Genomic DNA, 13,314 nt, shown 5'->3' on the forward strand with positions numbered 1-13,314 from the left:
GAATCCGATGCGAGTGTGGTGGTTGAGTGCCGGTCTGGCCCTGTATTGCCTGGCCCAGAGCGCGGCGGCGGGAACACTGCTGGTTGTCGGCGATAGTATCAGCGCCGGTTTTGGCCTGGATACCCGCCAGGGCTGGGTCTCCCTGTTGCAGACCCGCCTGCGGGACGAAGGTTTCGACGACAAAGTGGTCAATGCATCGATCAGCGGCGACACCAGTGCAGGTGGCCAGGCGCGGCTGCCGGCGCTGCTTGCAGCGCACAAGCCGAGCCTGGTGGTGCTGGAGCTGGGCGGCAACGATGGCCTGCGCGGGCAGTCGCCAGCGCAATTGCAACAAAATCTTGCCTCGATGATCGAAAGTTCGCGCAAGGCCGGTGCCAAGGTGGTGCTGCTGGGCATGCGCCTGCCACCCAATTATGGCGTGCGCTACACCACCGCGTTCGCCCAGGTGTATGAACAGCTGGCGGCAGAAAAACAGGTGCCGCTGGTGCCGTTTTTCCTCGAGGGGGTAGGGGGCGTGCCTGAGTTGATGCAGGCGGACGGCATTCACCCGGCCCAGGCTGCCCAGCAGCGCCTGCTGGAAAATGCCTGGCCGGCGATAAAACCCTTGCTGTGACGCTTTAAACGGCGCCGGCTTTCGGCTAATGTTGCGCCCCCCGTTTCGAGTGCCACCGATGCCGCGCCCTGCCTGGTCCCTGTATGCCTACCAACTGATCGAGCCTGATGAGCAGCTCGACCTGTTCGCCTGCCAGGAAATCCGCGTTCACCTCGTGGCCCGCCAGCTCGAGCTGGGCGTACCGGCCGACCGCACTCTGTGCGGTGGCCTGCTGCCGGCGCAACCGCGCTGGTCGGGGGTGGCGCGCTCGATCTACCGCGACGGCCGCCTGTGCGACCTATGCCGCGCCATCCTCGATGCCCAGCGGCGCGGCATGCGCCCGGTGTGGCCGGAGCTGCAGGGCGCCTGAACACGCGCCTTTCATCATCTGGAACGCTTGCATGGCGCCAATGCCTCCCGCTTGCATCGGCGCAGGTGTACAATCGATTCTCTTGACCCACCTTTCGAAGGATTTACCGGATGTTGCCGCGCTTTCCTGCCGTCACCCGTAGCCTGTCCCTGGCCGCCCTGCTGGTAGCAGGCCCCGCTGCTGCGCTGGAGCTGCCACTGCCACCACCCGGTGAAGACATCATCGGCCAGGTGCATGTGATCAAGGCAAAGTACGAGGACACGTTCGCCGATATCGGCACTGCCAACGACCTCGGCTACCTGGAAATGATCGCCGCCAACCCGGGCGTGGACCCATGGCTGCCAGGTGCCGGCACCGAGATCATCCTGCCGACCCGTTACATCCTGCCGCCGGGCCCGCGCGAGGGCATCGTCATCAACCTGGCCGAATACCGCATGTACTACTTCCCGAAAGGGCAGAACGTGGTGCATACCTTCCCGCTGGGCATTGGCCGTGAAGGCTGGGGTTCGCCGATCGCCAATACCAAGATCACCGCCAAGACGCCGAACCCGACCTGGACCCCGCCAGCATCGATCCGTGCCGAGCACGCGGCTGACGGCGACATCCTGCCGAGCGTGGTGCCGGCCGGCCCGGACAACCCGTTGGGGCCGTTCAAGTTCACCCTCGGCGTGCCGGGCTACCTGATCCATGGTTCGAACAAGAAGTTCGGCATTGGCATGCGTACCAGCCACGGTTGCTTCCGCATGCTCAACAACAACGTGCTGGAACTGTCGAAGATGGTGCCGGTGGGTACGCCGGTGCGCATCATCAACGAGCCCTACAAGTTTGGTATCAGTGGCGGCAAGGTCTATCTGGAGGCGCACACGCCGCTGGACGATCAGGGTAATCCGTCGGTGGTCGATAAACACACTGCTGTTATCAACGCCTTGCTCAAGCGTGAAGACCTGGCCAATAACCTACGCATGAACTGGGACATGGTCCGTGACGTGGTGGCCGCGGAAGATGGCATGCCGGTGGAAATTGCCGTGCCGACCGAAAACCAGGGTGGCGCACCGATGGTTTCGAGCATTCCGCCCGAACTGCAGTAAGGTAATTGCGACACACCCGGGCCTGCCTTAGTGCAGGCCTTTTCGTTTCTGCCTGGCGCGTTTGCCTTGTGCGCAGGCAATAAAAAAGCCGACCCACAAGTGGGTCGGCTCCATAACAATCCGTGAGGATTATTACTTGCGGCTGGCTTTGTCCAGCATACGCAGAGCGCGCTCGTTGGCTTCGTCAGCGGTCTGCTGAGCCTTCTGAGCGGCTGCCAGTGCGTCGTCAGCCTTACGGTAGGCTTCGTCTGCACGAGCTTGAGCGCGAGCTGCTGCGTCTTCAGTCGCAGTCAGACGAGCTTCGGTTTCTTTGGATACGCTGCTGCAACCGGTAGCCAGAACTGCGGCCAGAGCCAGAGCAGAGAATTTCAGAACGTTGTTCATCGTGTTCCCCTTCAAGGACTTTCTATTAAATAGCCATCTCTCGGAAAAGAGAAACTGGCCGGCGTACATAGTACCCATTACTTGTAGTAAGTAAACTGACTAAGCGCAAGAACTGCAAAAAAAATGTTGCTTGACGCCTTTCCGACAAGATTTGCGACACACCTGTGAAAAAAACGTACAGGGTTCGCAAGCGACTGTAGTACAGGAACTTTTTTGTTGAACTAAGGGTGACTTTAACTGTCCTTCGGCGTCTTAAGCCCTAGTACATCCGGTGGCTGCCTGGCGCGTTGCCAAGAATGGCATCTGGCTGCATTTTCGCCATTTTTAACCGCCACCACCTTGAGCAATCCCGCCTGCGGCGCCTACTATCTTGTGAGTGCCAGAGGATCCGAACGATTGCAATCGTCCAGTGGTCGAAGGGGGCAACAGGTGGCGTAGAGGATTCTGTGCCGGATAAACCACCATCGGTTAAGGTATGGGTCTGCCGAGAAGACCTGCGAGGAGTAGTGATGAGCGAAGCGCTGACCATCCACCATGACCAGGCCGGTCATCAGTTCGAGACCAACGTGGACGGTCATCGTGCCTATCTGACGTACATGGACTTGGGCAAGCAGACGCTGGACATCTATCGCACCTTCGTACCCAACGCCCTGCGTGGCCGCGGGATTGCTGCCGCCCTGACCGAACGGGCCCTGGAGTACGCTGAACAGATGGGCTACACGGTGATTCCGTCCTGCTCGTACGTGGAGCGCTACATGGAGCGCCAGCAGCGGCATTCGAGCAAGGTCTGATTCTGTAAAAAAAAGCGGGGCCGCTTCGCGCCCCATCGCGACACAAGGCCGCTCCTACAGGAAATCGCATAACCCTGTAGGAGCGGCCTTGTGTCGCGATGGGGCGCGAAGCGGCCCCGCTCTTTATCGCATCAGCCGCGCTTGCGCTGCGGCAGCACATCCTTCAGCTTGGTACGCATGCTGCGCAGGGTCTTCTCGGTAGCCGACCAGTCGATGCAGGCATCGGTGATCGACACGCCGTATTGCAGCTCGTCCAGGTTCTTCGGAATCGACTGGCAGCCCCAGTTCAGGTGGCTCTCGACCATCAGGCCGATGATCGACTGGTTGCCTTCGAGGATCTGGTTGGCGACGTTCTCCATCACCAGCGGTTGCAGGGCCGGGTCCTTGTTGGAGTTGGCGTGGCTGCAATCGACCATGATGTTGGCCTTGATCTTGGCCTTGGCCAGGTCCTGCTCGCAGAGGGCGACGCTGACCGAGTCATAGTTCGGCTTGCCGTTGCCGCCGCGCAGTACCACGTGGCCGTACGGGTTGCCCTTGGTGGTGACGATCGACACGCCGCCTTCCTGGTTGATGCCGAGGAAGCGGTGCGGCTTGGACACCGACTGCAGGGCGTTGATGGCAACGGTCAGGCCGCCGTCGGTGCCGTTCTTGAAGCCGACTGCCGAGGACAGGCCCGAAGCCATCTCGCGGTGGGTCTGCGATTCGGTGGTGCGGGCGCCGATGGCCGACCAGCTGATCAGGTCCTGCAGGTACTGCGGGGAAATCGGGTCGAGCGCTTCGGTGGCGGTCGGCAGGCCCATTTCGGCCAGGTCCAGCAGCAGTTTGCGGCCGATGTGCAGGCCATCCTGGATCTTGAACGAGTCATCCAGGTACGGGTCGTTGATCAGGCCTTTCCAGCCGACGGTGGTGCGCGGTTTTTCGAAATACACGCGCATGACCAGGTACAGCGTGTCGGACACTTCCTCGGCCAGCACTTTCAGGCGCTCGGCGTACTCGTGGGCGGCCTTGATGTCGTGGATCGAGCAAGGGCCGACCACGACGAACAGGCGATGGTCCTTGCCGTCGAGAATATTGCGCACCACTTCACGGCCGGCAGTCACGGTCTGCAGGGCCTTGGCGCTGAGGGGGATTTCCTTCTTGAGCTGATCGGGGGTGATCAGGGTCTCGTTGGAGGCAACGTTCAAGTCATCGATCGGTAAATCAGCCATCGTGTTACTCGTCAGGTCACGGGTGCCGGCCGCCAACTATCCCCGTGCGGCCCAGCAGCAAGAATAATCGCAGCGGGGAGCCGAACCTTAGCGCGTTACAGGTGGCGCGACAATGGGCTGGGCCCAGTCCGTGTGGGGTTTTTCCGAGATGGCAGGTGTTTGCCGTGCATGGGCTGCCCAGCGCTGCGCAACCTGTGTAAAAAGAGGGCTGACTTTTACCTGGAGATCGGCATGCATCCGCACACACCACGTATCGGCATCATCGGCAGTGGCGCCATCGGCGGCTTCTATGGGTTGATGCTGGCCCGGGCCGGCTTCGATGTGCATTTTCTGTTGCGCAGCGAGTACGAGGTTGTCCGCGAGCAGGGGTTGACCCTGGACAGTGCCGTGCATGGCAACTTGCAGATAGAGGTGCAGGCCTATGCCAGTGCCGCCGACATGCCGCCCTGCGACTGGCTGCTGGTGGGGGCCAAGGCCACCAGCAATGACCAGTTGGCGCCGCTGATCGTGCAGGCGGCCGCGCCGGGCGCCAAGGTGGTGCTGCTGCAGAACGGCCTGGGCGTGGAGGAGCAGTTGCGCCCGGCCTTGCGCAGCGACATGCACCTGCTCGGCGGCCTGTGTTTCATCTGCGTCAACCGCCAGGCGCCCGGCGTGATCCGCCACCAGGCCCTGGGCGCGGTCAACCTCGGCTACCACAGCGGGCCGGCCAACGATGGCGGTGCCGCGCTGGTCAATGAGGGCGCGGAGCTGTTCCGGGCTGCGGGCATCGACTCGCAGGCCATGCCCGACCTGGCCCAGGCACGCTGGCAGAAGCTGGTGTGGAACGTGCCCTACAACGGCCTGTCGGTGCTGCTCGGCGCCAGCACCACGCCGCTGATGGCCGACAGCCATGGCCGCGCCCTGATCCAGGCCTTGATGGCCGAGGTGGTGCAGGGTGCGGCGGCGTGTGGCCATGTGTTGCCCGAGGGGTATGCCGAGCACCTATTCCAGGTGACCGAGCGCATGCCCGACTACTGGCCCAGCATGTACCACGACCATGTCCACAAGCGCCCGCTGGAGCTGCAGGCCATCTATGCCGAGCCGTTGGCACAGGCGCGTGCGGCAGGCTGCCACTTGCCGCGCATGGAGATGCTGTACCAGGCGCTGGCTTTCATCGACCGGGGCGAACAGCCTCGCTGAGGGTGGTTCTGGCCCCGCCGGGGCCCTCCAGCCCGCATCAGCAGCGCGCCGGACGGCAAAGCGTGCGTCCGGCGCGCTGCTAAGCTGAAGCTTGCTCTGCCGCAGCGGCAGTCAAGGAGGTCGAATGATCCACTCCATGCTGTACGCCACCGACCTCGGTGTCTACGCCCCTTTTGTCATGCAACACGCGCTGGCGCTGGCGCGCACATTCGGCGCCGAGTTGTATGTGATCCATGCGGTAGAGCCCATGGGCCAGTTCGCTGAATCTCTTCTGCAAAGCTACCTCGATGAACAGACGCTCGACCAGCTGCACAGCCAGGGGGTGAACACGGTGATGGCCAATATCGAGCAGCGTGTGCTGGAAAACTTTCGCGACGAATTGGGCGAGGAGGCCGACCTGGCGGTGATCAAGGCGGTGCGGGTGCGCCAGGGCGACCCGGCGCAGGTGATCCTCGACCAGGCACAGCGGCTGAGCGTCGACCTGCTGATTTTCGGTAGCCACAGTGCTGGCGCCGGCGTGGATGTGCCATTGGGGCGCACGGCGGTACGGCTGCTGCAGCTGTCGCCGGTACCGGTGTACATGGTGCCGCTGGCGCAGCATTTGGGGCGTAGGAAAGCATGAAGATGGCCGTAGGCCATTTCCGGGGGTATGTAACAAAATAGTTCTAGATTTATTTCCAGAACCACTAATATAGTTATATATCGTCGCTGCCTGCTGCCGCGGACTCATCGCTGAACCGAGGGGAACCTATGAAGCTTCAACAACTGCGCTACATCTGGGAAGTGGCGCACCATGACCTCAACGTCTCCGCGACGGCGCAGAGCCTGTATACCTCCCAGCCAGGTATCAGCAAGCAGATCCGCCTGCTCGAGGATGAGCTGGGTGTTGAAGTCTTTGCCCGCAGCGGCAAGCACCTGACCCGCGTTACCCCGGCGGGTGAGCGCATCATCAATACTGCCGGCGAAATCCTGCGCAAGGTCGAAAGCATCAAGCAGATTGCCCAGGAGTTCTCCAACGAGAAGAAGGGCACGCTGTCCATCGCCACCACCCACACCCAGGCGCGTTATGCCTTGCCGCCGGTGATCAGCAACTTCATCAAGCAGTACCCGGAAGTGTCCTTGCACATGCACCAGGGTTCGCCCATGCAGATTGCCGAGATGGCCGCGGACGGGACGGTGGACTTCGCCATCGCCACCGAGGCGCTGGAGCTGTTCGGCGACCTGATCATGATGCCGTGCTACAAGTGGAACCGCTGCGTGGTGGTGCCGCAGGGCCATCCGTTGACCAAGCTGCCAAAGCTTACTCTGGAAGCGGTCGCCGAATACCCGATCGTTACCTACGTGTTCGGTTTCACCGGGCGTTCGAAGCTGGACGAAGCGTTCAACCACCGCGGCCTTACGCCGAAAGTGGTGTTTACCGCGGCTGACGCCGACGTGATCAAGACCTATGTGCGCCTGGGGCTGGGCGTGGGGATCGTCGCCAAGATGGCGGTGGACACCAAGCTCGACAGCGACCTGGTGGCCTTGGATGCCAGCGAACTGTTCGAAGCCAGCATCACCAAGATCGGCTTCCGCCGCGGCACCTTCCTGCGTGGTTTCATGTGCGACTTCATCGAGAAGTTCGCCCCGCACCTGACCCGTGAAGTGATGGCCAAGGCCATCCAGTGCCACAACAAGCAGGAGCTGGAAGACCTGTTCGAAGGCGTCGAGCTGCCGGTGCACTGATCCAGAATTGCAGGGGGCCGCTTTGCGGCCCATCGCGACACAAGGCCGCTCCTACAGGAGATCACATTCCCCTGTAGGAGCGGCCTTGTGTCGCGATGGGCTGTGAAACAGCCCCGGCTATTTCAAGCCTTGCTGATCAGGTTGCCCGCGTGCAACCCGCATTCCTTCTGCGTCGACTCTTCCCACCACCAACGCCCTTCGCGCTCATGCTGGTTTGGCAGCACCGGGCGGGTGCAGGGCTCGCAGCCAATGCTGATGAAGCCGCGCTCGTGCAGGCTGTTGTACGGCAGCTCCAGCATGCGGATATAACCCCACACTTCCTCGCTGGTCATCTGTGCCAGTGGGTTGAACTTGTACAGGGTGCGCTCGGGGGTGGAGAAGGCGCTGTCGATTTCCACTGCCGCCACCTGGCTGCGGGTACCCGGGCTCTGGTCGCGGCGCTGGCCGGTGGCCCAGGCGCTCACGGTGGCCAGCTTGCGACGCAGCGGCTCGATCTTGCGGATACCGCAGCACTCGCCGTGGCCGTCCTTGTAGAAGCTGAACAGGCCCTTTTCCTTGACGAACGGGTCGAGCTTGGCGCGGTCGGGGCTGAGGATCTCGATCGGCAGGTTGTACTGCTCGCGGACCTGATCGATGAACCGGTAAGTCTCCGGGTGCAGGCGGCCGGTGTCGAGGCTGAACACCTTGACCTGCTTGTTCAGCTTCCAGGCCATGTCCACCAGCACCACATCCTCGGCGCCGCTGAAGGAGATCCACAGGTCATCACCGAAGTGCTCGAAGGCAAGCTTGAGGATGTCCTGCGGGGACTTGTTGGCATAGGTCGCGGCCAGGGCGGCGACGTCGAAGGGTTGGCTCATCAGGCGGTTTCCATCGTGGCTGTGGCGCTGTGCGCTCGTAGTAAGGTGATGGTAACAAAAAATGGCGGGGTAGACGGGCTGATATCGGTGTCTGGCCCTTCGCGGGCACGCCCGCTCCCACAGGGTGCGTGCAAACATGACAGATGTGCGCTGTACCCTGTGGGAGCGGGCGCGCCCGCGAAGCAGGCGCCGCCGATCACAAGCCTTGCAGGGTCTCCATCAACACCCGCACCTTGGCAATCGACTCTTCATATTCGGCCTGCCACTCGGAGTCGGCCACCACCGCGCCGCCGCCCCAGCAGCTGACCTGTCCACCCTTGACCAGCAGGCTGCGAATGGCAATCGAGCTGTCCATCTCGCCGCGCACATCCACGTAGAGCAGTGAGCCGCAGTACAGCGCCCGGCGTGCCGGCTCCAGTTCGTCGATGATCTGCATGGCGCGGATCTTCGGCGCGCCGGTGATCGAGCCGCCCGGGAAGCTGTCGCCGATCAGGTCCAGGGCGTCTTTATCGCGGGCCAGCTGGCCGGTGATGCTGCTGACCAAGTGGTGCACGTTGGGGTAGCTCTCCAGGCTGAACAGCTCGGGCACCTTCACCGAGCCGATCTCGCAGGTACGCCCCAGGTCGTTGCGCAGCAGGTCGACGATCATCAGGTTTTCCGAGCGATCCTTGGGGCTGTGCAGCAGCTCCTCGGCATTGCGCATGTCTTCAGCCGGGTTGCTGGCGCGCGGGCGGGTGCCCTTGATCGGCCGGGTTTCCACCTGGCGCTGGCTGACGCGGATGAAGCGCTCGGGCGAAAAGCTCAACAGGGCGCTGCCGTCGGCCAGTTGCTGGTAGCCGGAGAAGGGGGTGGGGCAGGCTTTGCGCAGGGCCTGGTAAGCGTGCCACGGGTCGCCCTGGCAGGGCGCGCGGAAGCGCTGGGTAAGGTTGATCTGGTAGCAGTCGCCGGCCTGGATGTAGTGCTGCACCTGGTCAAAGGCGGCCTTGTACTGCTCGGGCTGCAGGTCGCCGGCCATCGGCGCGAGTAGCTGGAAGCTGCCGCTTTCTGCGTTGTCGACACCTTCGAACAGGGCGATCAGGCGTTCCCGTTCGCTGCCGGGCAGGCTCGGGTGGAACACCAGTTGACTGGTCGCGCACTGGTGGTCGGTGACCAGCGCCCAGGCATACAGCCCCAGTTGCGCGTCCGGCAGGCCAAGGTCGTCCACGGCCAGGCTGGGCAGGTGTTCCAGGCGGCGGCCGAAGTCATAGCTCAGGTAGCCGATCAGGCCGCCAGCGAACGGCAGCTCGCTGCCTGCGGGCAACTGCGCATGGCCCAGTCGTGCCAGGCCGGCGCGCAGGCGCTGGAGGAAGGTGCGGCCATCTTCGTCGGGCTGCGCCTGCAGGTGTTGCTGCGGCCAGGCGCTGAGCAGGTCGAAGCGCCCGCGTTCGGCGCCGGGGCGGGCGCTGTCCAGCAGGATCGCACCGGGGGCCTGGCGCAGGCGGGCGAAATAGGCGGCAGGGTCGGGCTGGTAAGGCAGGGGGTGGAGCGTACAGGTCGGCATCAGTGTGGACGGCGATGTAAAAGCGAGGAGGGCGATTGTAGACCTGTGCAGGAAATGCGCCTAGCTTTGTGGCGACATTCAAGCACTGGGTTTCGCCCTTGGGGCCCATTCGCAGCACAAGGCTGCTCCTACAGGATCACGCGATATCCTGTAGGAGCAGCCTTGTGCTGCGAATGGGCCGCAAGGCGGCCCTTGGCGATTTCAGCGCGGGTGCACGTGCCCGAACAAGCCTTGTGATACCCGCACACGCTGTTCGGCATCTTCGCTGATGCCATCCTTGGCCAGCGCTTCCAGGTGCGCCTCGATGGCGTGGGTGCGCTGGGTCAGGCCGCAGTCGTTGGCGATCTGGATGTTCAGGCCGGGGCGGGCGTTGAGCTCGAGAATCAGCGGCCCCTTGTCCTGGTCCAGCACCATGTCGACACCGATGTAGCCCAGGCCACACAGCTCGTAGCAGCCGGCGGCCAGCTTCATGAAGCCGTCCCAGTTCGGCAGTTGCACGCCATCCACCGCGTTGGTGGTGTCCGGGTGCTTGCTGATGATGTTGTTCAACCAGGTGCCGCGCAGGGTCACGCCGGTGGCCAGGTCGACACCCACGCCGATGGCGCCCTGGTGCAGGTTGGCCTTGCCGCCGGACTGGCGGGTCGGCAGGCGCAGCATGGCCATCACCGGGTAGCCCATCAGCACGATGATGCGGATGTCCGGCACGCCTTCGTAGCTGATGCTCTTGAAGATCTGGTCGGGGGTGACCCGGTACTCGATCAGCGCACGGTCGCGGTGCCCGCCCAGCGAGTACAGGCCGGTGAGGATGCTCGAGATCTGGTGCTCGATTTCCTCGTGGCTGATGATCTTGCCCGACACCGTGCGGTAACGGTCCTCGAAGCGGTCGGCGATCACCAGGATGCCGTCACCACCGGCGCCCTGCGCCGGCTTGATGACGAAATCGCTGCGCCCACCAATGATCTGGTGGAGTTTCTCGATCTCTTTCTCGGTCTCGATGATGCCGTACATTTCCGGCACATGGATGCCGGCCGCCAGGGCGCGCTCCTTGGTGATGATCTTGTCGTCGACGATCGGGTACAGGTGGCGCTTGTTGTACTTCAACACGTAGTCCGCGTTGCGCCGGTTGATACCCATGATGCCCCGGGCCTCCAGGGCTTTCCACGTCTTGATCAGGCCAAACATCAGGCGTCAGCCTTCTTCAGGAATGCCTTGAAGCGCACGAGCTCGGTCAGGCGGTAGCCGCGGTAGCGACCCATCGCCAGCATGAAGCCCACCAGGATCAGCAGCACGGCCGGGAAGGTGAACACGAAGTACACCAGCTCTGGCACCATCATCAACAGGTGCGCCAGGGAAGCGGCGAACAGGGTGCCGATGGCCACTTTCATGGCATGGCCGCCGCCACGCTCTTCCCAGGTGATGGAAAGGCGCTCGATGGTCATGGTCAGGATCACCATCGGGAACAGCGCTACCGACAGCCCGCGCTCCAGGCCCAGCTTGTGGCTGAACAGGCTGATGGCGGCAATCAGTACCACGACGAAGGTCAGTACCACCGACAGGCGTGGCAGCATCTGCAACTTCAGGTGTTCCAGGTACGAGCGCAGCGACAGGCCCAGGGCGGTGATTACCGTGAACAGCACGATACCGAAGCCAAGCTGGGTCTCGCGGAAGGCCAGGGCGATCAGTACCGGGGTGAAGGTACCCAGGGTCTGCAGGCCGACCAGGTTGCGCAGCACCAGGATCACCAGCACACCGATCGGGATCATCACCATGATCATGAAGGTTTGCTGGGTCTGCAGCGGCAGGCCGTACAGCGAATATTCGAGGAAGTCGGCGTCGGTATTCTCGTCGGTCAGCTTGGCCAGGCGGATGGCGTTCATCTCGCTGTTGTTCATGCTGAAGGTAACGTTGGCCTTCTTGCCGCCATCGACGGTGATCAGGTTGTCGTCACCGGTCCACCACAGCAGGCGATCGCTGGGCAGGCCCTGCTCGCCGGTGTCCGGGTTGAAGTACAGCCAGTCGGTACCGTTGAAGCTGCGCAGCCACAGTTCCGGGGTTTGCGGGGTGTCGGCCACCAGGCGGATGGTGTGCACCTTCTCCATCGGTACGTGGGCGATCGACAGCAGCAGGTCGATGACCTGGGCCTTCTTCATGGCCGTGGTGTCGCCGGCCAGCAGCAGCTTGACGTTGTCGTCGTTGAGGTTGTTGACCCGCTTGATGGTCTCGCTGACGAAGGTCTCGACGTCGGCCGAGTGCTGGCGGATCGGCGCCATCAGGGCCTCGGCGGCGATCTTCTCGGGGCCTTCCACTGCCAGGCTGTCACGGAAGGTCGGGCCTTTGACCGTGGTCTTCTCGTTGCTGTAGCGCTTGGTCAGCACCAGGCGGTAGTAGAGGGTCTGGTTGCCGCTGGCGCGGCGGGCCGACCAGGTGACCTTGCGGTTGCCGTCGGCACGGTTGACGCTCACCCCGTAGTTGTTGGAGATGAAGCTCTCGTTGAGGCTGACGTAGTCGCGGTTCAGCGGTGGCACGAACATCTGCACCTTGACCGGGTCCTTGGTGCTGGCCACGAACTCGACCTTGGCGTCGATGTTCCACAGGTCGTCGGTTTCATCCTCGGTTACCGGGATGCCGAGTACGAAGATCTGATAAGCCGTGACCGCCACGCCCAACAGCACCAGCACGGTGATCAGGACTTTCAGATGGAGGGTAAGAGAGCGCATCGGGATTACTCTGCTTTGGGAGCGTCGGTGGCACAGGCAGGTTTGCCGGCCGCGTATTTAAGGCTTGGGTCGACCAGCGCGTCGAAGTGCTTGAGCGCCTCGGAGCCGATCAGCAGCGGGAACTGGAAGGCGCTGCGGTCGGTGAGGTTGACTTCGATGGTGCGCATGGCCTGGCCCATGCAGATTTCAAGTTCGATGACCGGGCGCGCGGTGTAGGCCTTGCCCGATTCAGCATCATAGTCGCCGGCCCGGCGCTTGATCTTGCTTACGCGTGCCAGCGGGCGTTCGATGGGGTGCGAATGGGCGGCGTCGATGGCCAGGTAGAAGCGCACCCAGCTTTCGCCGTTGCGCTTGAAACGCTTGATGTCGCGGGCGCTGAGCGACGCGGTCTTGGCGCCGGTGTCGAGCTTGGCGGCCACTTCCAGGTCCAGGTCGCCCAGGCGTGCATATTCGTTGAGACCGTACACGGTCTTGCCTGCGGCCTGGCCAAGGGCCGGCAGCAGGGTGAGGCAGAGCAGCAATAATGCGGGTGTAAGTCTCATATTCCTGGCGCGGTGCAGTGCAAGGTTCGGGGCTGTTTTCAAAGCCATGTTCAGAGCCGTGTTCAGGGCAAGGCGACTGGCAGCGACTGCGCAAGCTTCCTCGTTCATCTGTCAACAGCATGAATGGATGACAGACAGGCTATCCATACTCCATCGGAGGCGCGGCATTCTATCACGCCGGCGCCTTGACGCCAGCGGTGCGCGATCTGACAGCACCGCGCTGGCATTAGTTCGTTCTTAGACGATTGTCGACAATATTCATTTTGTCTTTGACTGCCGCGGTCGAATTAGCTAATTTCTGGCAAAGAGATTTGCAAGGTG

The 13,314-nt window shown here is 62.7% G+C and carries 14 protein-coding genes; 7 read left to right on the top strand and 7 right to left on the bottom strand.

Annotated features, from left to right (window positions below):
* Positions 1-7 precede the first annotated feature (7 nt).
* The 3 genes from C163_RS08770 to C163_RS08780 all read left to right on the top strand — a co-directional run bounded on the left by C163_RS08770 (position 8) and on the right by C163_RS08780 (position 2,050).
* Positions 8-613, top strand: a complete 606-nt coding sequence (locus tag C163_RS08770; RefSeq protein WP_025338430.1) for an arylesterase — start codon at positions 8-10, stop codon at positions 611-613.
* A gap of 58 nt (positions 614-671) precedes the next feature.
* The gene (locus C163_RS08775; RefSeq protein ID WP_025338431.1) at positions 672-962 is read left to right on the top strand and encodes a hypothetical protein; all 291 of its coding nucleotides are present in this window, start codon (positions 672-674) and stop codon (positions 960-962) included.
* A gap of 110 nt (positions 963-1,072) precedes the next feature.
* The gene (locus tag C163_RS08780; RefSeq protein ID WP_003259779.1) at positions 1,073-2,050 is read left to right on the top strand and encodes a L,D-transpeptidase family protein; all 978 of its coding nucleotides are present in this window, start codon (positions 1,073-1,075) and stop codon (positions 2,048-2,050) included.
* A 132-nt stretch (positions 2,051-2,182) separates the two neighbouring features.
* Here the strand turns inward: C163_RS08780 and oprI are convergent, their stop codons facing one another.
* A complete protein-coding gene (gene oprI / locus C163_RS08785; RefSeq protein WP_003259780.1) occupies positions 2,183-2,434 on the bottom strand; it encodes an outer membrane lipoprotei OprI in 252 nt (83 codons plus the stop codon).
* 509 nt (positions 2,435-2,943) lie between these two features.
* Between oprI and C163_RS08790 the strand changes: the two genes are divergently transcribed.
* Positions 2,944-3,225, top strand: a complete 282-nt coding sequence (locus C163_RS08790; RefSeq protein ID WP_025338432.1) for a GNAT family N-acetyltransferase — start codon at positions 2,944-2,946, stop codon at positions 3,223-3,225.
* 131 nt (positions 3,226-3,356) lie between these two features.
* Here the strand turns inward: C163_RS08790 and C163_RS08795 are convergent, their stop codons facing one another.
* On the bottom strand, positions 3,357-4,433 hold the full coding sequence (locus tag C163_RS08795) for a 3-deoxy-7-phosphoheptulonate synthase (protein ID WP_025338433.1): 1,077 nt from the start codon (positions 4,431-4,433) through the stop codon (positions 3,357-3,359).
* A gap of 231 nt (positions 4,434-4,664) precedes the next feature.
* On the opposite strand from C163_RS08795, the gene C163_RS08800 reads away from it, so the two are divergent.
* The 3 genes from C163_RS08800 to cysB all read left to right on the top strand — a co-directional run bounded on the left by C163_RS08800 (position 4,665) and on the right by cysB (position 7,337).
* The gene (locus C163_RS08800; protein WP_025338434.1) at positions 4,665-5,612 is read left to right on the top strand and encodes a putative 2-dehydropantoate 2-reductase; all 948 of its coding nucleotides are present in this window, start codon (positions 4,665-4,667) and stop codon (positions 5,610-5,612) included.
* A 124-nt stretch (positions 5,613-5,736) separates the two neighbouring features.
* A complete protein-coding gene (locus C163_RS08805; protein WP_015269711.1) occupies positions 5,737-6,234 on the top strand; it encodes a universal stress protein in 498 nt (165 codons plus the stop codon).
* Positions 6,235-6,362: 128 nt separating this feature from the next.
* A complete protein-coding gene (gene cysB / locus C163_RS08810) occupies positions 6,363-7,337 on the top strand; it encodes an HTH-type transcriptional regulator CysB (RefSeq protein ID WP_013971904.1) in 975 nt (324 codons plus the stop codon).
* A 122-nt stretch (positions 7,338-7,459) separates the two neighbouring features.
* On the opposite strand, the gene C163_RS08815 is transcribed toward cysB, so the two are convergent.
* The 5 genes from C163_RS08815 to C163_RS08835 form a co-directional block, all read right to left on the bottom strand.
* The gene (locus tag C163_RS08815) at positions 7,460-8,194 is read right to left on the bottom strand and encodes a phosphoadenylyl-sulfate reductase (RefSeq protein ID WP_015269712.1); all 735 of its coding nucleotides are present in this window, start codon (positions 8,192-8,194) and stop codon (positions 7,460-7,462) included.
* Positions 8,195-8,390: 196 nt separating this feature from the next.
* Positions 8,391-9,734: an aminodeoxychorismate synthase component I gene (gene pabB, locus C163_RS08820; RefSeq protein ID WP_025338435.1), complete on the bottom strand. Its 1,344-nt coding sequence runs from the start codon at positions 9,732-9,734 to the stop codon at positions 8,391-8,393.
* 201 nt (positions 9,735-9,935) lie between these two features.
* Positions 9,936-10,916, bottom strand: coding sequence for an alpha-L-glutamate ligase-like protein (locus C163_RS08825; RefSeq protein ID WP_025338436.1), 981 nt, complete (start codon positions 10,914-10,916; stop codon positions 9,936-9,938).
* Positions 10,916-12,451 carry an inactive transglutaminase family protein gene (locus tag C163_RS08830; RefSeq protein WP_025338437.1) on the bottom strand — a complete coding sequence of 512 codons (1,536 nt, stop codon included), beginning with the start codon at positions 12,449-12,451 and terminating at the stop codon, positions 10,916-10,918. Before C163_RS08830 ends, C163_RS08825 begins: the two co-directional genes overlap by 1 nt.
* 5 nt (positions 12,452-12,456) lie before the next feature.
* Positions 12,457-12,993 carry an ATP-dependent zinc protease gene (locus tag C163_RS08835; protein WP_025338438.1) on the bottom strand — a complete coding sequence of 179 codons (537 nt, stop codon included), beginning with the start codon at positions 12,991-12,993 and terminating at the stop codon, positions 12,457-12,459.
* Positions 12,994-13,314 lie beyond the last annotated feature (321 nt).

This window comes from Pseudomonas sp. FGI182 (assembly GCF_000511325.1).
Classification (GTDB): domain Bacteria; phylum Pseudomonadota; class Gammaproteobacteria; order Pseudomonadales; family Pseudomonadaceae; genus Aquipseudomonas; species Aquipseudomonas putida_Z.